General features: G+C 57.9%; 21 protein-coding genes. 9 read left to right on the plus strand and 12 right to left on the minus strand.

The genetic code is table 11. The annotated features are described in order from the left end of the window. Positions 1-14 precede the first annotated feature (14 nt). The 3 genes from MP439_06885 to MP439_06895 all read right to left on the minus strand — a co-directional run bounded on the left by MP439_06885 (position 15) and on the right by MP439_06895 (position 3,816). Positions 15-737, minus strand: a complete 723-nt coding sequence (locus MP439_06885) for a response regulator transcription factor (GenBank protein ID MCI2975786.1) — start codon at positions 735-737, stop codon at positions 15-17. 154 nt (positions 738-891) lie between these two features. Further along, positions 892-2,484: a trypsin-like peptidase domain-containing protein gene (locus tag MP439_06890; protein MCI2975787.1), complete on the minus strand. Its 1,593-nt coding sequence runs from the start codon at positions 2,482-2,484 to the stop codon at positions 892-894. Positions 2,485-3,036: 552 nt separating this feature from the next. Continuing rightward, positions 3,037-3,816, minus strand: coding sequence for an enoyl-CoA hydratase-related protein (locus MP439_06895; protein MCI2975788.1), 780 nt, complete (start codon positions 3,814-3,816; stop codon positions 3,037-3,039). 220 nt (positions 3,817-4,036) lie between these two features. Here MP439_06895 and MP439_06900 point away from each other — a divergent pair, with 220 nt between their 5' ends. Genes MP439_06900 through sufC (MP439_06910) form a run of 3 tightly spaced genes read left to right on the plus strand, consistent with a single transcriptional unit; the run spans position 4,037 to position 6,322 of the window. Next, a complete protein-coding gene (locus MP439_06900) occupies positions 4,037-5,236 on the plus strand; it encodes a SufD family Fe-S cluster assembly protein (protein MCI2975789.1) in 1,200 nt (399 codons plus the stop codon). Beyond that, positions 5,233-5,577: a non-heme iron oxygenase ferredoxin subunit gene (locus tag MP439_06905; GenBank protein MCI2975790.1), complete on the plus strand. Its 345-nt coding sequence runs from the start codon at positions 5,233-5,235 to the stop codon at positions 5,575-5,577. The genes MP439_06900 and MP439_06905 overlap by 4 nt, the downstream gene beginning before the upstream one ends. Continuing rightward, on the plus strand, positions 5,558-6,322 hold the full coding sequence (gene sufC, locus MP439_06910; GenBank protein MCI2975791.1) for a Fe-S cluster assembly ATPase SufC: 765 nt from the start codon (positions 5,558-5,560) through the stop codon (positions 6,320-6,322). The genes MP439_06905 and sufC (MP439_06910) overlap by 20 nt, the downstream gene beginning before the upstream one ends. A gap of 119 nt (positions 6,323-6,441) precedes the next feature. On the opposite strand, the gene MP439_06915 is transcribed toward sufC (MP439_06910), so the two are convergent. Together MP439_06915 and MP439_06920 are read right to left on the minus strand one after the other, a co-directional pair. Beyond that, positions 6,442-7,590, minus strand: coding sequence for an NAD(P)/FAD-dependent oxidoreductase (locus MP439_06915; protein MCI2975792.1), 1,149 nt, complete (start codon positions 7,588-7,590; stop codon positions 6,442-6,444). Positions 7,591-7,594: 4 nt separating this feature from the next. Further along, positions 7,595-7,786, minus strand: a complete 192-nt coding sequence (locus MP439_06920; protein MCI2975793.1) for a ferredoxin — start codon at positions 7,784-7,786, stop codon at positions 7,595-7,597. Between the two features lie 139 nt (positions 7,787-7,925). On the opposite strand from MP439_06920, the gene sufC (MP439_06925) reads away from it, so the two are divergent. From sufC (MP439_06925) to MP439_06935, 3 genes are read left to right on the plus strand one after another with little or no spacing between them, the layout of a single operon-like run. Continuing rightward, positions 7,926-8,666 (plus strand): Fe-S cluster assembly ATPase SufC, encoded by a 741-nt coding sequence (gene sufC, locus MP439_06925; GenBank protein ID MCI2975794.1) that lies wholly within the window; start codon positions 7,926-7,928, stop codon positions 8,664-8,666. After that, positions 8,648-9,898 carry a SufS family cysteine desulfurase gene (locus tag MP439_06930; GenBank protein ID MCI2975795.1) on the plus strand — a complete coding sequence of 417 codons (1,251 nt, stop codon included), beginning with the start codon at positions 8,648-8,650 and terminating at the stop codon, positions 9,896-9,898. Before sufC (MP439_06925) ends, MP439_06930 begins: the two co-directional genes overlap by 19 nt. Before the next feature lie 8 nt (positions 9,899-9,906). Beyond that, positions 9,907-10,353, plus strand: coding sequence for an SUF system NifU family Fe-S cluster assembly protein (locus MP439_06935; protein MCI2975796.1), 447 nt, complete (start codon positions 9,907-9,909; stop codon positions 10,351-10,353). 262 nt (positions 10,354-10,615) lie between these two features. On the opposite strand, the gene MP439_06940 is transcribed toward MP439_06935, so the two are convergent. The 4 genes from MP439_06940 to MP439_06955 form a co-directional block, all read right to left on the minus strand. Continuing rightward, on the minus strand, positions 10,616-11,821 hold the full coding sequence (locus tag MP439_06940) for a phosphodiester glycosidase family protein (protein MCI2975797.1): 1,206 nt from the start codon (positions 11,819-11,821) through the stop codon (positions 10,616-10,618). Beyond that, complete coding sequence (locus MP439_06945; GenBank protein ID MCI2975798.1) at positions 11,818-13,410, minus strand: HAMP domain-containing histidine kinase; 1,593 nt, start codon at positions 13,408-13,410, stop codon at positions 11,818-11,820. The genes MP439_06940 and MP439_06945 overlap by 4 nt, the downstream gene beginning before the upstream one ends. A gap of 39 nt (positions 13,411-13,449) precedes the next feature. Further along, on the minus strand, positions 13,450-14,166 hold the full coding sequence (locus MP439_06950) for a response regulator transcription factor (protein ID MCI2975799.1): 717 nt from the start codon (positions 14,164-14,166) through the stop codon (positions 13,450-13,452). 81 nt (positions 14,167-14,247) lie between these two features. Then, positions 14,248-14,958 (minus strand): hypothetical protein, encoded by a 711-nt coding sequence (locus MP439_06955; GenBank protein ID MCI2975800.1) that lies wholly within the window; start codon positions 14,956-14,958, stop codon positions 14,248-14,250. A 47-nt stretch (positions 14,959-15,005) separates the two neighbouring features. On the opposite strand from MP439_06955, the gene MP439_06960 reads away from it, so the two are divergent. Together MP439_06960 and MP439_06965 are read left to right on the plus strand one after the other, a co-directional pair. Further along, the gene (locus tag MP439_06960; protein MCI2975801.1) at positions 15,006-15,911 is read left to right on the plus strand and encodes a RimK family alpha-L-glutamate ligase; all 906 of its coding nucleotides are present in this window, start codon (positions 15,006-15,008) and stop codon (positions 15,909-15,911) included. Beyond that, entirely contained in the window at positions 15,896-16,693 is a 798-nt protein-coding gene (locus MP439_06965; GenBank protein MCI2975802.1) for a hypothetical protein, read from the plus strand. Before MP439_06960 ends, MP439_06965 begins: the two co-directional genes overlap by 16 nt. On the opposite strand, the gene MP439_06970 is transcribed toward MP439_06965, so the two are convergent. The 3 genes from MP439_06970 to MP439_06980 all read right to left on the minus strand — a co-directional run bounded on the left by MP439_06970 (position 16,680) and on the right by MP439_06980 (position 18,706). Then, entirely contained in the window at positions 16,680-17,066 is a 387-nt protein-coding gene (locus MP439_06970) for a carboxymuconolactone decarboxylase family protein (protein MCI2975803.1), read from the minus strand. The two genes, MP439_06965 and MP439_06970, sit on opposite strands and share 14 nt — an antisense overlap. Positions 17,067-17,113: 47 nt before the next feature. After that, the gene (locus tag MP439_06975; protein MCI2975804.1) at positions 17,114-17,539 is read right to left on the minus strand and encodes a DUF1707 domain-containing protein; all 426 of its coding nucleotides are present in this window, start codon (positions 17,537-17,539) and stop codon (positions 17,114-17,116) included. Between the two features lie 78 nt (positions 17,540-17,617). Further along, entirely contained in the window at positions 17,618-18,706 is a 1,089-nt protein-coding gene (locus tag MP439_06980; GenBank protein MCI2975805.1) for an acyl-CoA/acyl-ACP dehydrogenase, read from the minus strand. A gap of 145 nt (positions 18,707-18,851) precedes the next feature. On the opposite strand from MP439_06980, the gene MP439_06985 reads away from it, so the two are divergent. Then, on the plus strand, positions 18,852-19,457 hold the full coding sequence (locus MP439_06985) for an MBL fold metallo-hydrolase (protein ID MCI2975806.1): 606 nt from the start codon (positions 18,852-18,854) through the stop codon (positions 19,455-19,457). Positions 19,458-19,513 lie beyond the last annotated feature (56 nt).

Genomic DNA, 19,513 nt, shown 5'->3' on the forward strand with positions numbered 1-19,513 from the left:
TCCCGGCTCGGATTTCAGGATTCGCGCGCCTCAGGCGCTCGTAGGCTGTAGCCAACACCCCTGATCGTTTTGATCATTGGCGGACCATACTGGTCGAGCTTCTTGCGCAGGTAGCTGATGTAGGTTTCGACGATATTGGCATCGCCACCGAAGTCGTACTCCCAGACATGGTCGAGGATCTGTGTCTTGGAGACGACCTTGTTGGCATTAAGCATCAAAAAACGCAGCAACTTGAATTCGGTCGCAGTGAGCTCCACAGGCTTGCCGGCGCGGAGCACCTCGTGGGTTTCGTCATCTAACGTGAGATCGTGAAACGTCTGGCGAGAGACCTCGGCCGGTCCACCACCAGTTCTGCGCAGGACCGCCTCGATGCGCGCGGTGAGCTCGGCGAGCGAAAACGGCTTGGTGATGTAGTCGTCGGAGCCGAGTCGAAGGCCTTCGACGCGATCTTCGATGGAGTCACGGGCGGTTAGGAACAGGATGGGCGTGTCATCGCGCTCTTCGCGAAGTCGTTTGACAACCTGAAAGCCGTCGAGGCCAGGCATCATGACGTCCAGGACAATAAGGTCGGGCCGAAACGATTTGGTCAGCTCCAATGCCTCGCGTCCGGAGGCAGCGATGTTGACCTCGTAGCCTTCGAAGTTGAGTGCCATCTGGAGCAGCTCCGTTATGGGGAGCTCATCATCGACGACGAGCACGCGCTTGTCCTTCGATGGCCGTCCCTGTGTCGATGTCATGCATTCTCCTTGCGTTGATGATAGCCGAGCAAGATCAACCGCTAAGCATCGAGGCTGATGCGGCGCAGTTGTGCACCGGTGAGCGCGATGACACCGCCAACTGGGGGCGGTTGGCGGTGTCATTGGATTGATAACCGTGATGCGGTTTCGTCATCTAAGCTGCTGGTGCGTTGCCTAGGGTGATGGTTAGGGTAGATATACCAGACTGAGATAGTACCTTGAGCGTTACTGATGCTCCGGGTGACTTCGAGGTGACGTCGGTGACAAGCTGCGATGCGTCAGTGACTGACTTTCCATCAAAGCCGATGATGACATCACCCGAGGTGAGGCCAGCATTCGATGCAGGGGACCCAGGGTAGATATAGTCGATCAGGGCCCCTTTCTGGTTCGTCGGATAGCCGAGCTGAGCGGCGGCCTGTGCATTCATGGTCTGGATGCCAACGCCAAGGAAGGCCTTGGCTGTCGTTGTACCATTTGATGAACCCGATGACGACTTTGTGTAGTAGCTCGGATCCTTCAGGATGTGCTTGACCACCGGTAAGACCGAATCAATCGATTCGGCAAACCCGAGGTTCTGCGCTGGTGTCTGGGAGGTCGACGAGATAATAGCTGTATCCATGCCGACCACCTGACCGGCGGCGTTGACGAGCGGACCTCCGGAGTTACCAGGGTTGATAGGCGCATCCGTCTGGATCATCTGTGTCAGGTGCTCACTGAGGTTCTGATCTTGGGCGGTGATCGAACGGTTCAGCGCCGATACGATCCCCTGGGTAACCGTCGGGTCACCCTGGAGCGCCAACGCGTTGCCGATTGCCACGACTGGGTCCCCGACTTGGAGCTGCGCTGAGTTGCCGAACTTGACGGTCGGAAGGTTTGACAACCCCTCAATCTGAAGCACCGCAACGTCGTGAGCGGGATCGGTGCCGATGACCTTGACTGGATAGGACTTGGACTGGTTATACAGCGTTGCCTGTACCGATGTCGCCCCAGCAATCACGTGGTTGTTGGTCAAGACGAGTCCACTCGAGCTAAAAATCATCCCAGTCCCAGCATCCTCAAACTGGCTGGTGCCGAGGAAACCATTGTTCGTGGAACCTTCTGCCGTGATATCCACGACGGCTGGCTCGACTTTGGCCAGGATCTGGGGGACATTGAGACTGCCGTTCCCATTGAGTCCAGACCCCTGAATCGATGTTGGAGATGCCGATGACTCGCTGATGACCACCGGCTTGGAATTGGACGAGTTGGTGAGGTGCACAACCGTGAAGCTGGTACCCACCGCTACCACCGCTGCGACCACTGCGGCAGTGAGAACCGTGAGTCCAGAGAACCGACGTTGTGAGAGTGACCCCCTGCTTTTGCCCTTCTTGGTGGTGCTCGACGCCGGTGCAGACGGGGCCGGCGAGGTCCAGGACGAGGCGTATTCGTAGCCGGCGTAACCGGGCGAGGAGGTTGACGAAGGGCCCGAACCCCGAGTAGGACCACCGACCCCACTGCCGTCTAGGTCGCCTTCGTTGGCCGGCACCGAATCATTCACCAGATTGCCGCCCGAGGCCAGCGTGTCGCCAGCAGACCATCCATCACCAGAGGGCCATCCATCACCAATGGTCGCATCGTCACTCGTCGACCCTTGATCAGTGGGCCCTTGATCTGTCGGCGCAGCATCGCTAGGAATTTCTTGCGTCGGATCATCCCCGTTGGTGGGTTCTAACGAGTGCTCGTCTTCGGGAAACTCATTGTTATTCATGGTGCGCGCCTTTCTCTCTACTCAGCTCGCCGTACTCTGACCACGCGCCGTGGCTCTCGCGCGAGTTGAGGTTCAAAACCCAATGCACTAACTTTCTGTGATCCATTCTTATGTTCCATGCTTTGAGAAACCTTAGGAACAGGTAGGAGCTTGACGAATGGATGACAGCTCTCCTTCTCACGGTAGTGCCTTTTTCATGGTAATGGAGTGCGCCGGCAGTACCGTTCGATGTGCGATTCAACCAGACGGTCGAAGTGTCTTAAGTGTAATGCCCCACCACCTAAAGAATTGGGACGACAAAACCTAAGCATCCGACGATGCGAGCTGGTCTTTGCGTTGTGAGATGCTCGGGCCTAGGCGACCCTCTCTGCTGCGGTGACCTGGAATCCGAGAGCTTCAATCCGCTTGCTCAGTCGCTTTACCTGAACCGTTGGATCGTCGTGGCTCTCGAAGTAATTGGCACCTGATTCTTCAGATGCACAAAGGATAGCACAAGCATTACCTGCATCTGTGGTGTGCGCTCGTTCATCAGGACTAAGAGCTTGCTGGACTCTAGCGCCCTTGAAAACGTGGCTCTCGGTGCTCTTGAAGGGCCCGAAGTGCTTCGCGCGCGTCATCGGAGCGCATCAAAGCGACATTTGCCTCAGCTGCGCGAGCGAGTTGCGTGCCGAGGCGCTCTCGGCGCTCGCTGACAAGCAATCGTTTCGTCGCCTGCACGGCGAGTGGAGGATTCGCGGCAAGCCTGTTGGCAAGTCCTAAAGTGGCAGCTTCGAGGGCTTGGAGCGAAGGGTGCACTGATTGCACGAGGCCGAGCTGTTTGGCCTCGCCAGCGGTGATATCGCGACCGGTGAGTGCGATCTCTGCTAATGTGGAGTAGGTCAGAACGTCAGCTAGCAAGCTCAGCGATCCAAGGTCGGCAACGATTCCGATTCGGACCTCGCGGAGAGAGAAGATCGCGGTCTGTGATGCCAGACGCCAATCGCACGCAGCAGCCAAATCAAGGCCTCCCCCGATGCAGTAACCATGGACCGCGGCCAATGTGGGCTTGCTCACGGTGGCGAGCGATGCGAATCCACGTTGGAGGGGTTCGATGTCGTCGGCGGTCTTGACGGCTTGTGATCCAGGTGCCATCTCATGCAGATCCAGTCCGGCACTAAAGTGGGGACCGTTCGCACGGACGATGATTACTCGTGTCGCTGGATCGTGCTCCAAGGTCTCGATCGCTTGCGGCAACTCCTCGAAGAACATAGCATTCATGGCGTTGAGCTTGGATGGTCGGTTGAGCGTCAGCTCGCTGATCCCGTTATTGGTCGTGATTGTCAACGTCTCCATCGATGTCTCCTGTCGGTGTCGCTTCGGGGGATTCTCCCAGATTAGCACTATGCTGATAGGGTAAACCATGACGCCGGGCGATCGCTAATCTGTAGTGCTCGTGAGGGCGGTACCCAGAAGGGCTTTGCTCGTGGGATTAACGCCCACAGAGTCGAGCTTGCTGGGTTTGGTTCGGGTGGCGGTATGGAAACAGCGTTTGCAATTGAACGAAGGAGAACGTGTGGGGTCCTTAGGTGAGGATGTAGCTTGGCAATTGCCGGTTCGAAGCACGGCGAGAGCTGCCGAGATGGGGCGGCTGGAGCGACCGACTGAGGCGCTTGAGTGCTGGCGATACTCTCCAATTGATGACGTCCAATGGGACCGGTATCAGGGTTCGGGTATCGAGAGCGATGAAGCTCTTTGGTCGCGAGCGACTGAGATGCTCGCGACCTTCGGCCCTATGGATAGCGTCATTCGGATCGATGGGGGCCACCTCGTGGATATCGACTCCCACTCCGATGGGGTCATGGCTGTGGAGGTTCAAGCCATTGGGGAGTTTCTCCGCCAAGCGGATGAGAGCCTGTTGTCGCTGACCACGCTGCTTGCACCGGGTCGACTGGAGGTCAACCTCGACACATCCGTGCATCGCATTGGCATCATCACCTGCGGCAGCGGTGCCGATGCTGGGCTCTGGAGCTGGCTTCGGATATCGGTTGCGCCAGGCGCGAGCGTGGAGATCATCCAGATTGACCTTCTGAGCGGATCGGTGCTGCATGCTCCCGTCATTGAGATCTTCGGTGGCGAGAAGGCGTCGATTACCTATCGACAGCAGCTCGATCACGATCGGCAGGCACTGAGCTTGGGCTATGTAAGGTTCCGATTAGGCGCCGATGCGCGGCTTGAGATCGATACGGCGAGTACCCATCAGGGCTACACCCGGGTTCGCACCGACGGTACGCTCCAAGGCGCCCGCGCCAGTGCCGTCATCAGGGTTGGCTACGTGGTGGGCGCCGCAGAGCGGGTCGATTATCGGACTTTCATCACGCATGATGCACCGCGCACGAAGAGCGATTTGCTCTACAAGGGGGTGGTCAATGGCGATGGTAGCTCGATTTACACTGGCACCATCACCATCACGCCGCTTGGAGGAGGCTCTGAAGCCTTCCAGACGAACCGGAATGTGCTGCTCTCCGAGGAGGCGCTCGCTTGGTCGGTCCCCAACCTTGATATCCAAATTAGCGATGTGAAATGCTCTCATGCCTCCACCGTTGGACCGATCGACGAAGAGCAGCTGTTTTATCTTGCATCCAAGGGCTTCCCGGCCGAGGAGGCACGCCGGACGCTGGCTCGGGCATTCTTTGCTGATATGGGTGATGATTTCGCCGTGGAACAACGATCCTTGCGCGCGGCGGTGGATGAAAAGTGGGAGTCGGGTCAATGACTGAATCTGTGGGAGTATCCGGGGACTTTGAAGAGGGAAAGGCCGTCAAGGTCGACTTCGCCGGCTTCCCGGTGGTAGTTGTGCGAATCGATGGCGAACTCTTCGCCATTGGAGACACATGCTCGCATGCTAAGTACAGCCTTTCCGAGGGGGAAGTGTACGCCGAGGAGCGAGAGATCGAGTGTTGGAAGCATGGTAGCACGTTTTCACTAAGAGATGGACATCCGACGTGTTTCCCAGCTACGAAGGCTGTTCCGGTGTTCGATGTTGCTGAGCGCGATGGGGTGGTACTCCTCAGTCGTTCAGAGGATGACACAATTGATGCGAAGCGAGGTAGATAAACCAGTGACACTGTTATCGGTCAGGGATCTTCACGTATCTATCGGAGCTACGCAGGTGTTGGCAGGGATAGATCTTCACATCGATTCCGGCGAGGTTGTCGCGGTCATGGGACCGAATGGATCCGGCAAGAGTACGTTGGTGTCGACAATTATGGGGCGTCCGAGCTATGTGGTCGACCACGGCGCTATTGAGATCGACGGCAAGCCTATCGCCGACTGGTCTACCGACCAACGAGCCCGTAGTGGCCTCGCGCTCATCTCGCAAAGCCAGCCCGAGATCCCAGGGGTGCGCGTCGATGAGCTGGTCACCTCCATGTATCGCTTCCGCGACCTCGATGCCCAACAGGTATCTGAGCGTATTACTTCGGAGGCGCGTGATCTATCCCTCGATGAGAAGCTACTCAATCGTTGGGTTAATGTTGACCTCTCTGGGGGCGAGCGCAAGAAGCTCGAGACGCTGCTCGTTAGCGCAGTTCCCGAGTCACTGGTAATTGGTGATGAGATCGATTCGGGTCTTGACATCGATGCCCTACGTGACGTGGCGCGTCGACTTCGGAGGTTGAACGAGGAGCAAGGAACAGCGCTGCTCCTCATCACCCACTATCCGCGGCTGTTGCGAGAGATACGTGCAGATCGGGTTCTCGTGTTGGTGCGGGGAAAGATCGTTGCTGAAGGCGGCATGCACCTAGCGGTCGAGCTTGAGAGCACTGGCTACCAACGCTTTGGAGTAGATGCCATAAGCTGAGCCATGTCATGGTCTTAGTGATGGATCCGGCCTGTCGCTGTGGCCACTATCAACGGTTCTGTTGTAGCTGTGGTAAAGAGATTGGGCTTTGCTCTTATCAAAGGGCGACGGTAGCGCGCTCACACATCGTTCGTTAGCGACGAGATGATTCGCTCTCGTATCGTTGTGAGCGCTTCAGCTGCATCGATAAGCACAGCCCCCTCGAGGCGCTCGCCGCGGTAATACAGGAAGCATCGTCCACCCTCGACAGGCTCCTCGACTTCGAGGAGGTCGGGACTCGGCAAGCCGAGGATCTGGATCAAGAGCCCACCCTGGTCGCTCCAGCCAAAGGGGAGCTCTTCGTAGGGTGTGCGCTGATTTCCAAACAATGCTGCAACGGCGTGCATTGCCTGGTTGGTGGCGACCTCAAAGTGCTCGAAGCGCAACGGACGTTGATACAGAGGGTGATACCAGCTCGCGACGTCACCGATGGCCGAGATCGACTCGAAGCCCTCCACCAGTCCATGCTGAGTGACGGCTATCCCACCGTCATCGTTGACGGGGAGTGCGCCGTCGAGCCATTCGATCGTCGGAATCACTCCAACTCCGACGACGATGAGATCCGTTTCCCATGCTTGGGAGCCATCGTTGACCAGCATTCGTAGCCCGTCATGTACTTGGGTGGCCTCGTGGCCAGTGACCAGAGTGACGCCCTCGTGTCGCAAATGCTCCTCGACGAGGTTGCTGACGCTACGACCCACGGCGCGCGACAGCAGGTGAGGAAGTTGCTCGACGAGTGTGACGTCGATGTGATGATGGCGGGCACTCATCGCGACTTCTGCACCGATGAAACCACCTCCGATAATGGTGAGGTGGCGAATGTGCCCAAATGCATCTCGAATTCTGGTCGCATCTACGAGCGTCCGTAGATAGATAATCTCTTCGCTCGGCGGGAAGGCATCGAGGTGTCTGGGGTGGGCGCCGGTGGCGACGATGAGTTGGTCAAATGGCTCGACGTCATGATCGGCGGTGACCTCGCGACGGTCGAGATCAAGGTCGGTGGCTGCTGTGAGTGCTCGAAACCGATAGCCCTCAGCTGCGCCACGCAGTTGGACTCGGTTAGCAGATACCGTACCCATGAGGTACCCTTTCGAGAGTGGCGGACGCTGGTAGGGAAGCTCGCGCTCGGCGCCGAGCACCGTGATATCGAGATCGGGCCGAAGGCGCCGCGCCTGCACGGCTGCTCGGTGGCCAGCCAACGCCCCTCCAACGATGACCAGTCTGCCCACGTTGCTAGTCGTTCACGCTGATCGCCTGGGTGGGGCACTGCGCCTGCGCTGCAAGGACACTCGCATGCACGTCTTCGGGTGGGTTTTCATTCAAGATGTAGAGGAAGCCATCCTCTCGAATCTCGAATACCGATGGTGCAAGACCTTCGCAGACTGCATTGGACTGACATTTGTCGAAATCAACTTCGATACGCATGGTCGATCTCCTTCGCTAGGCACACGCAGTTAAATCTAACCGACCTCGCGTGCTACTTAAGCCTCGAGTCGTGCTTGGCCAATTGCACTATTGCGATAGGGTTAATTCCCACTAGACTGTGCTCGTGACAGTTGAACCGTTGTTTGAGGCTCAAGACCTGTGGGTATCCGCTGCGGGCACGACGATCTTGAAGGGATTTTCGCTCTCCGTCGCTCCTGGCGAGTTGCATGTGATCATGGGACCGAATGGATCCGGCAAATCGAGCTTCGCGAACGCGATCATGGGTAGTAGTGAGTACCAGATCGACCGCGGCCATGTGCTGTTCAAGGGTATTGATATCGGTGGACTTCCGGTGGATGAGCGAGCCAAAGAGGGGATCTTCCTCGCCTTCCAGTATCCCGAGGAGATCCCAGGTGTGTCGGTTATTCAGTTTCTCAGACAGGCCTTGCAAGCTCGGCGGGGTACCGACGTGTCCGTCATCGAGGTTCGCTTCGATCTCCTCGAGTGGCTTGAACGGCTTGGGCTCGACCCTTCATTCGCCTCAAGGCACCTCAATGAGGGGTTCTCTGGTGGTGAGAAGAAGCGTAATGAGATCATTCAGATGGCGATGATGCAGCCTGAACTAGCTATCTTGGACGAGACCGATTCTGGTCTTGACATCGATGCACTGAAAACCGTCGCCAATGGCATCGAGACGGTGCGTGAAGCGAATCCGGAGATGGGGGTGGTCCTAATCACCCATTACCAGCGTATTTTGAGCTGGCTTACCCCGACTCTGGTGCACGTAGCCGTCGACGGTCGCATTGTTGGATCGGGAGGCATGGAGTTGGTGGAGGATCTTGAGCGAGAGGGTTATCAGAAGTGGCGAGTGTTGAAGTAGCAAATCTGGCTAGTGAGTTGCGTAAGGATTTTCCGATCTTTGCCGATATTGAGTCATCTCGGCCTTTCTACTATTTGGACTCTGCGGCATCGTCGCAGCGGCCGGTTTCTGTGCTCGATACCATGGATCGCTATTATCGGCATTCTCATGCCAACGTCCATCGAGGTGTTTACGGTCTCGCCGAGGAGGCGACCGGCATCTACGAGGCTGCCCGCAAGCACCTCGGAACCTTTATCGGCGCTAGCGATCCCGCGCACGAGATCGTCTTTACCAAGAACGCCACGGAAGCCCTCAATCTTGTGGCTCAGGGTTTGGGTCGCGTTGTCTTGACGCCTGAGAGCCACGTCCTCCTGACGGAGATGGAGCATCACGCCAACCTCGTCCCGTGGATGATCTTGCAACAACAGATCGGTTTTACCGTCGATTATTTGCCACTCGATGCCGAGGGTCTACTGGTGCTCGACAATCTTGATGCGCTCTTGGACCGTGCGAGCATCCTCGGGGTCACGCTGATGTCGAACGTTCTCGGTACGCTGAATCCTGTCGCCATGTTGAGCCGCAAAGCGCATGAGCACAATGTGATTGTCGTCGCCGATGGAGCCCAGTTTGTCCCCCATTTTAGGACCGACGTTGGTGAGCTTGGAGTTGATTGTCTCGCGATCACTGGGCACAAGATGCTTGCACCGACCGGTATTGGGGCGCTCTGGGCGCGAGCGGAGATCCTCAACAAGATGATTCCGTTTCTCGGTGGTGGAGAGATGATCAGTGACGTCAGGCTCGATGGGTTCACGGCCAACGAGATCCCCCACAAGTTTGAGGCAGGCACCCCGCCGATCGCAGAGGCGGCGGGGTGGGATGCTGCACTTGGCTATCTCGAGGCGGTCGGGATGGACGCCATCAGTGCACATGACCGGGCGCTAACGAGCTATGCGATCGACCAGCTCCATGATCGGCTCGGCGAGCGTATCAAGATTTTTGGGCCGGGTGATATCACGAAACGAGGAGGGGTCATCTCCTTCGAGCTGGCTGATGTTCATCCCCATGACGTCGCCCAAGTGCTGGACCAACATGGTGTCTGTGTTCGTGCAGGGCACCATTGTGCCAAGCCGTTGATGCGTGAACTCGGTGTGGGCGCGACGGCCCGCGCGTCGTTTTATCTTTACAATGACGAACGTGATGTCGAGGCGCTGGTCGTGGGGCTCCTCGATGCCTACCAGATGTTTCACGGTTAGGAGTGATGATGAACGATCTTGACGACCTTTATCGGGAGATTATCCTCGATCACTACAAGAATCCCCGGAACCAGGGGGTTCTTGAGGGCCCGACGGTGCACAGTGAGGAGGGTTTTAACCCACTGTGTGGGGATGAAGTGAAGATTTACATCCAAGTCGAAGATGGGGTGGTCGCTGACATCAAAATTACCGGGCAGGGGTGTTCCATCTCCCGGTCCTCGGCCTCATTGATGTCACAAGCGGTCAAGGGACAGCCGGTTGATGAGGTGAGAGCAATCGTCCATCGTTTCAAACGAATGATTGCCGTAGAAGAATCACCGGTGGAGCCTGAGCCTGTGGATCTGCGAAAGATCGGAGAGCTTGCGGCGCTTCAGGGTGTCGTTAAGTTCCCGGTTCGGATCAAGTGCGCGACGCTGCCCTGGAACACGCTGATGCTCGCGTTGGACGAGTCGTAATCGAACTGATCGGCCACTCCTATTGGCTGCGCTACACCGATTAATTGGTGTCATGTCAGCCGACGGCGGCAGACAAAATCAACCTGGCGGAAGGGGCGAACTGGTTGCTATCGATGGGATGAGGAGCGTGTCTACTCCGCGGCGAGCTGGCCCGTCGTCGGTGACCCCGGGCGCGTGATCGCCTGGCAAACCGGCTCATTGCTGCACTCTAGCCACCGGTATCACCCAGCTCATCCCGACGGAGCGCCAAGGCTGTCGGATCTCATAGCGCTACGTTCAGTGGGTGGGCCCTCGCTATTGCTGCGACGAAGTCGCGAGCGGTCCCCTCAAAGTAGCGCTGTGGAGGTCGCTCCATGTTATAGACCAAGCGGTAGCCATTGGCCGGGCTGGCGGGTGTGCCGAGTGTGTGATTAAAGTAAAAGAAGTTCGTCCACGCGGAGTTAATGTCAAGCTCCATCGCGTTGACGGCCCCAGCTCGAGCCAAGAGCTTCGCGAGCGACGCCACTGAGAGTCCCGGGCCACTCGCGTAGACAATTGCTCCGTTCGCTGTGACACCCACGCCCGAGCGCCATACCAGGACCTGGTTGCCTACGGTTGCGCCCCAAGTCTGGTAATTTGATGAGTACACTCGCGGGTTGACCTTGCCGGATTCCACGATCGGAACCAGGTTTTGACGGACAACTGCAACTGACCGAGGGACGTGTTGGCCATCGGTCCAACGCTCGACGGTAGCGACACCATTTTGGTTCACGACGAAGGATGCGGCTCCGTTTTTGAGTGGGACGGCCATGCGTCCGTAGGCATAATAGCCCCCCTGTGCATCGCTCATACGAAAGCCTGAGTTGAAGGCAGCGACCAAATTGGAGGCTTGGGTGCCTTGAATCGGTGCCACATACGGCCATGAACCGCCGCCAGGTGGCTCCTGGGCACCAGCGTACTGAAGGAAGCTCACGAGTTTGGGGTCGAGCCAGGCGACACCTGCGACGAGCGAGGTGTGGACCTTGTCTGGTCGCATCAACGTGACGTAGAGTGCGGGCGAACCATCAACGAGTGGCCCTTCCGGAGTCCACTGTCCTTCATGCGCCAATGGGGGACTTGCGATAGGAGGGATTGCCTTGGGTGCGGGCAAAATACCAGAACTTGCCCTAGCAGGCTGGCTCTCGCGAACACTCGCTGCCGGGCGAAGTGAGCCTTTCGGTGGCGTCCCGCCAACAGGTGGCTGGTTTATGCTGTACCAGGTATCCTCCGCTGTTTGGACGATGCTTGCGCCTCCGTTGCCCCGCACCCACTCAACGAATTTGACACCGAAGCTGGCCGATCCGGGCGACCCTAGCGCGCCGATCACCCCCAGTGAGCCGTAGCCACCCACGACCACGATGCCAGCTATGATCACGCCACGGACCCGACGGTAGGCAAGCGAGTGGCGTTTGTGTTGCTTGCGCGATGGGGATGAGGTGAGTTTTGTCAAACAGTTTCCTTTAGTTGAGCGCCCTTGGCATGAGCGACGGTCGTTTGCGGGTCGTGAAGTGCCGGACTGGTAGGTTCACGTTGATCGGCCACGATGGGTAGGCGGACGTTAAAGTATGCCCCCTGTAGGTGGGAGGTTCCAATGGTAACCGTTCCTCCCATGAGTTCCACTAGGCTTCGAACGATTGGAAGGCCGAGCCCCGACCCACCTTGGAGGCGGCTTCGCGCCGGGTCAAGGCGAGTAAATCGTTCAAACACGGCGTCTCTGCGCTCGGGTGGGATGCCCGGACCATCGTCGGCCACTGCGAAGGTGGCACATTGTTCGTCGGTTTGGGCCACCACGATGACCGTGGTGCTGGCATAACGGACGGCGTTCTCGATCAAGTTGCGGACGATGCTGCGGATCTGTTCCGGATCGGCGAGGAGCCGAACGGCGTTGACCCTCGACATGTCGATGTTGATGCCGGGATGGGTACGACGTATCCTTTGGACCTCTTCGCGACAGAGCTCATCGAGGTCGACCGTGACGCGTACGGCTTGCACGTGGGCCTCAGCTTTGGCTAGTGTCAAAAGGTCCTCGATCAAGCGCTGCATTCGTTCGCTCTCTTGGAGGGCAACGCTCGCCGTTTGATGCCAATCGGTCATGTCACTATGCAAGAGGCCAACCTCGAGCGAAGCTCGAAGGGCGGACAGGGGACTCTTGAGTTCGTGGGAAGCGTCGGCGATGAATTGCTTCTGCTGCTCTGATGCGGCGTCGAGACGGGCGAGCATGGAGTTCATGGTGGCAGCGAGTCGAGCGATCTCATCGCCGCCGTCCGGCTGAAAGACGCGGTTTGAGAGGTTGAGGCTGGTGATCTCTTCGACGTCTCGGCGGATCTGATCGACTGGCGCGAGTGCTCGCCGACTCAAGATCCAAGTCGATAACGCCACGACGAACAAGATGAGCGGGTACACGATGAAGAACTCACGTTTGAGCGCTGCAACCGAAGCATCCACCGAGGACAGGGAGGCGATGGTATAGACGTAGAAGGTGGTTGGTTTGCCAGTGGACCCAGCCATGAGGTGGCTCGTGCTCGACGATGAGGGGGGCCGATTGATAACTCCTACCAGAAACGTCGGCACCTCAACCTGATCGGCAACAAATACCGCGTGGTGGTCGACGTTGCCGTTGATGGCGAGTCGGTTTGCCCTAGCGGAATACTCGGTCATTACAATCCCATCCGCAGGCACCCTTTTGGGTGTGCGCAACGCTTTTGCCCCCTTCAGGTTCGGGGAGTAGGCTACAACAGCGCCTTTGCTGTTGACAACTTGGGCGGCGAGATCCCCTCTCGGTATCGGCAGTGGATTCGGGAGATGGCCATCCCTGACCAAGAGCACGATATCGTCGGCTTCGTTCTTAGCCGTGTTGATGACGTTTTTGGTGAGCGCAGAGCGAAGCGTGACGGCAACGCCGATGAACGCCGCCAACAGGACGAGCCCTACGACCACGGTCGCTGCTATGGTGGTACGTTTGCGAACCGAAGCAAGCTGGCGACCAACCCAGCGTAGGGGCGGAAATCGCGTCTTTTGGACCTGATCAATTCGCTCCATGGAGGCAAGCCTCACGTTGGTCTCCTAGTCATATATGAGCTAGACGACAGTCGACACCTCATCGCAGGTGACTGGCGCCGTGCCGCCATCCTCTTCCAGGAGGTAGCCCACGCCGCGAACGGTACGGATCGACTTTGTGCCAAACGGCGCGTCGATCTTCTTGCGCAGGTAGCCAATGTACACCTCAACTATGTTCGAGTCTCCCTCAAAATCGTAGTCCCAAACGTGTTCGATGATCTCACGCTTGTTGAGGACCTTACCTTTTGAGCGCATGAGGAGTTCAAGGAAGGAAAACTCTCGGGTCGTGAGCTCGATGGTGACATCACCTCGAGTGACCGAATGGCTCGAGGGGTCGAGCTTGAGGTCACCAGCCATCAAGACCGGTGGTCGACTGTCAACATTGCGGCGTAACAGCGCGCGTATCCGTGCCACAAGGACCGTGAAGGAGAAGGGCTTTTTCAGGAAGTCATCGGCGCCGGTATCGAGTGCTTCAGCCTCGTCAAGCTCGCCGTCTTTGGCGGTCAACATGAGAATCGGTGTCCAGATCTCCTCATTTCGCAGGGTTGCCGTGAACTTGAAACCGTTCATTCCAGGCAACATAATGTCGAGGACGATGCAGTCATAGGGCGCGCTTCGCGCCAGCTGCAGACCGTCAAGACCGTTGTAACAAGTATCCACTGCAAAGCCTTCGGCCACGAGGCCACGCTTGAGGGTGTCTACCAGTGTCTCTTCATCGTCGACTACTAGAATTCGCATGCGATGCTCCTTTCGCAACTCTTAAGCTAGTCAGCGTTACGAAGGGCAAGCTAGGAGTATCCCGAAGAATAGCTGAGAGTCTCACTTGCGTGGCGCCTCGATCGTTGCAGGGTTGGTCCATAGCTCACGCTCTAGCCACCCCAAGATGAGCGCATACGGACGCGGGTCGCTACCGAGGCGCGATGGCGTCGCAAAGATGCGGTGCACCTCTGGGCGGTAGCGTTCGATGCGTTGTGCAAGTCCGACATCGTCAGATCGTCGTTGGTCACCCGGGACAATCACCAGCCACCGTGTCCGGTGGCTGTCGAGATCGATCGGGATGTCAGTGACCGTGAGTGTGCGGTCGGGGTCGAGACGCACTCCCATCGAGGTGAGTTCGTCGCGGTCGTGTGGGTCGACCAGTGGATCGACGGTGACGATGCCAGCGATTTGAGGCAACGGTGTGCACGTGAGCATGGCGTAACCAATCAGCCCAAAGCCGATCATCACCAGGGAGCGAGGCTTGAGGAACTCAGCGATAGCGAGAAGATCGTTGCCTAAACCCTCAGTTGACAGGGTACCACTCGATTCACCGACCCCATGTGGATTGAATCCGATCACCTCGGTGCGGCAGAAGTAACTCAATCGTTCAACAACCTCTTGCAATACTCGGTCGGTGCTACCCCCGATGTCGGTCTCGGTAATACCTGGAGACACCAGGATCGACGGACGATCAAGGGTGGCGCTTTCCTTGACGTTGGCGATGTAGAGGCACAAGTCAGCGGACTCGCACCACACCCGATCTACTGGCATGTTTCCTCCTTCTCTAGACTGTAGCCGTGCATAAGGACCAATCCCCGTTGGCAAGAGACTCGATCGTAGCCCCAGTCATCACTGGTGCTGAGCGCGAGGTGTTGGTGGTGGCCAACCTTGGACTGGGGGAGAAGTTCGTTGACCACGGCATCCTCTATCAGCGTGGCCTTGGCAAGACCTTCGAGCATGTCCGACTGATCAGCACAGAAAACCTGATGAGCAGGGTCGAACAGGTAGACCGTCATCATCAGATCGTCGTCTTTCTCGATAAGGATGTTGCCTTGGCTGAACAGCTCGAGCTGCAGGGCGCCACGGTTCTCAATAGCGCGTCGGCGATCGCCATCTGTGATGACAAACGTCGAACCTACACACATCTCAATGCCCACGGTCTTCGCATCCCGAAGACCGTTATCTTGCCGTCACTCTATCCAAAGCAAAAAGTCGACTCCAATGCGGTGTTGTCGATGATTGACGAACTCTCATTGCCTGTCGTGATCAAGGAGGCCAAAGGTTCTTTTGGCGCCCAGGTCTACCTGGCCAACGCTGTCGAAGACGTCTTCGCCATCGTGGATGCCCTGGCAGACCGCCACCTGCTTGCCCAGGAGTTTATCGCGAGTTCGCGCGGTCGGGATCTGCGCCTCCAGGTAGTCAACGGTGAATGTGTCGCTGCGATTACCCGAGAACACCCGATCGATTTCCGAGCCAACCTTTCGGCTGGCGGTGTGGGCTATCCTTACCAGCCTTCGACCATTGAACGTGACTTGGCGGTGGCGAGTGCAGCTGCGGTGGGTGGCTTCAACGTTGGGGTCGATCTCCTTTTTGATGAGGACGGCCACGGCACCATCGTTTGCGAGGTGAACTCCAATGCCCATATCTGGAGACTGTCGGCGATATCCGGTGTGGATGTAGCCTTCCGCGTCGGTCAGGCATTAGGCCAGTGGCTCGCCGGGTAGCGGTCTACTACGATCCCATCCAGCTCGATGGCAATCGATTCTTCCTGTCCGCGCTGATGAGCGCTGGGGGCGCATTGGGGGTCGAGGTGGTCCCGGTCGTCGGCTCTGACGCCTTGCGATCGACGGATTTGACCACTATAGATGTCATCATCGTTCGATCACGCTCACTGCGCGAACGCCTCTGGCTACAATCACGTGTCCCACGGGTCGTCAACAGCCCTCTGCTAGCAATGTTGGGCAATGATAAACTCGCCCAGTATCTTTGGGCGCAACGCCATGGGATCTCGACGCCGCCACTTTATCTTCCCGGTGCCATCGGGTCGGCTTGGGTGCGCAAGCCGCGCTGGGGCCATGGCGGCCGCGGCGTAGAGCTCATGCGAGACCATGGTTGGTTTTCGTGGACATCGGCCATGCTTGCCCAGGCGTATCTCCCTGAGGCCTGGCGTGATCGTCGGCATTATGTCGTCGGCAGAGAAATTGTTGCGACCGTTGAACGGCTGGCAACCGATGGAATGCACTCCAACGTTGCGATGGGTGCTTCGGCTCGACTCGTTCGCGCCGGCGACAACGAATATCACTTTGTCAAAGCCATCATCGGTCTGCTCGGGCCGGGATACTACGGCGTCGATGTCTGCACCGGTCCGGACGGGCCGGTCCTGATGGAGATTGAGGATGTCGTCGGTTCACGGGCACTATATGCACTGGGTCATCGAGACCATGCGCTCAGCGTTATGCGCTGGGCTTGTGATGACCCCAATGGGCAGATCCTTAGCTCGAGGTAGAGCCGCCGTCCGATCGGTAGTCGACAACGAACTCGTCGAAGGCCTCAAGTGCCCGAGGTCCGTAGACGGTTCCTGGCCCGCCGGTCAACAAGATGGTGACCCCAAGCGCTTCGGCTAGCGCTTCGCGACTGACGCCAGCACGTGCGGCGCCGCGGGCGTGTGCTGCGATGCAACCGTCACATTTGAGGGCGACAGCTACGGCGATAGCGATGAGTTCTTTGGTGCTGGTGCTCAATGTGCCCTCCGCCATGGCACTGTGGTGCAGGGCACCGTAGGACTTAAGGACCTCGGGGATCAGGGATCTCAGATCCTTCGCTGGTTGGCGAAGATCCTCTTGGACCTGATGCCAGGGATGCAGTTGATCGTCGTTCATGCGACCACCTTAGACGACCGGGCGTTTGGGCTGACCAGACTGGATCGTTAGGCAGGATGGTCGCTTTTGGCAAGGCTGCGCTTGATTGGGCGGTAGCGGAGCCACTGCAGCCCGTAGCCGACGTTGACCGCGATAAAGAGCACGGCAACGATGGCAAAGATCGGAAATACCCACCCCATGAAGAAACTCAGGGCTGCAAGCGCCACGATGGGTATAAGCCCGACGGTATCGATCCGGTGCATTCTGTGATCCCAACGCGGACCGATGAAGGGTGTTCGGATCTTTTCGAAGGTGGCCTCGTAAATCTGGGAGACCCGCCGAGCCTTGGCTAGGCGAAGAAGTCGAACCTCGTACTCATCGAAGCTGAGGTTGCCCGACCGGAAGCGATCGAGAAGCAGGGTGCGAGCCCGCTCGCGGTCCTCCGCGGTTGCAAGCAGTTCGCTGTCTTTATCTGAGGCGCTATCTCGGTCCATATTCATTCCACCACTCAGGTAACTATCTACCTCACTCCATTGTACTCGCTTGGTTTTACTAACGCGATCTTCACGCCATCATGTAAGACCCAGCAAACCTGCGAGGCGGCGCCGATGCAGGGGCCCATTGCCAAAGAGAATCTGATCGGCTTTGGCGCGTTTGAAGTACAGGTGGGCATCGTGTTCCCAGGTAAAGCCGATGCCGCCATGAACTTGGATTGCAGCGCTCGCAACGCGGAAGTAGGCATCACCACAGACCGACTTGGCGGTCGCTGCTGCGATCGCCTGATCGTCTGCGCCGTCAGCGATGGTAAAGGCGGCATAGAGCGCTGTTGACCTGGCGGATTCGACGTCCACCAGCATGTCGGCAAGCCGGTGTTTGATCGCCTGAAAGCTTCCAATAGGGCGACCGAACTGATGGCGATCCTTTGCGTAGTCCACCGACATCTCTAGGACGCGTTCGGCACCCCCAATCATGTCTTGGGCGATGGCCGCGCTAGCCATCGTTGCAAAGCTTGAGCGAGCCCGTTGGAAGGCGGAGGGATCGAGGACGATGGTGGCATCAGCGGCGCTCAACGTTGCCTCAGCTATGGGTCTCGTCAGGTCAAGGGTCGTCTGTGCTGTGATGTGCACACCTGGCGAGGTAGCCGATACGAGCGCGAGCATCGGTCCCTCATCGCTTTCGATTGCAACCAGCAGATGGGTAGCCTGTGCACCATCGAGGACAAATCGACTCCCGGCATCTACCTTGTTTGACGTCAGGGTGCCACAGGGTGCCAATGGGTCCTCTGCGGATCTACCCATCAGGCCGACGACGACGGCACCGGTGGCGATCCCTTCGAGGGTCGATGCGGTAGCGGGTGCCGTTGGATCCCCGAATGACAGAAGCTCCACAGCGAGCACAGAGGTTACCAAGAATGGAAGCGGGGCGACGATGCGCCCAATCTCTTGGAGGATACAGGCTGCCTCTACGAACCCGAGTCCGAGTCCGCCGGCTGACTCTGGAACGAGCACCCCAGCGACACCGAGTTCAGATGCCATCGTAGCCCATACATCGAGCGCGATTGGGTGCTCCGTCTCCATGATGGCTCGAGTCTGATTCGTTGGCAGGCGTTGTGAGAGAAATCGACGGGTTGTGGTTTTGAGCTCTTCCTGCTCTGGCGTCATCGCGAAATTCAACGTAAGCCTCCCTCTTGTCTTGCTGTGACTACTTCACAATCCGTGATTTACGATCCGCGATGTCTCCTTGGCGGCATCGCAGCTACAGTGACTAGCCTACAGGTGGATCTCGGTGAAGTGAGGGCACAAGCGAATGGAAACAAGTCAGGTATTTGGCCAACTTCGTGTTGATCAGTATGTCGTCGGACCACTGGACAACAACCTCTACGTTCTTTCAACCCAAGACACGTCACAAGCCTTGCTGATCGACGCGACCGGGGACGATCTAGGTCTCTTGACGCAGCTGGTTGATCGCGGCGTCTCTCGGGCGTTGATTACTCATGGACATGACGATCACATTGGCGGAGTCGCGCACCTGCGTCAACTGGGAGTCCAGGTATTGGTCGGCGAGCCGGATGCAGCCCTCCTGGATGGTTACGATATCGCCCTTGTCGATAACGAAGTGATCCGTCTTGGCGAGATCTCATTGCAAGTGTTGGCCACGCCTGGACACACACCGGGTTCGATCTGTCTTGGGGCGCTCGGTCAGCGAGTGCTGTTTACTGGGGATACCCTCTTCCCTGGTGGTCCCGGCGCAACCAAATTTCCGCGCGGAGACTTTCCCACCATCATCCGTTCTCTGCGGCGTCTGTTTGCGATGTTTGATGACGACACGGTGGTCTTGCCCGGGCATGGCGCGCCGACCACCATCGGGGCTGAGTCAGGTAGTCTCGACGATTGGATCGCGCGCGGCTGGTGACGAGAGCCACGCGTTAGGAATTGTTTGCTTGGGAGGCCTCCGCCGGAGGGTCAGTG

Source organism: Ferrimicrobium sp., assembly GCA_022690815.1.
In the GTDB taxonomy this organism is placed as follows: domain Bacteria; phylum Actinomycetota; class Acidimicrobiia; order Acidimicrobiales; family Acidimicrobiaceae; genus Ferrimicrobium.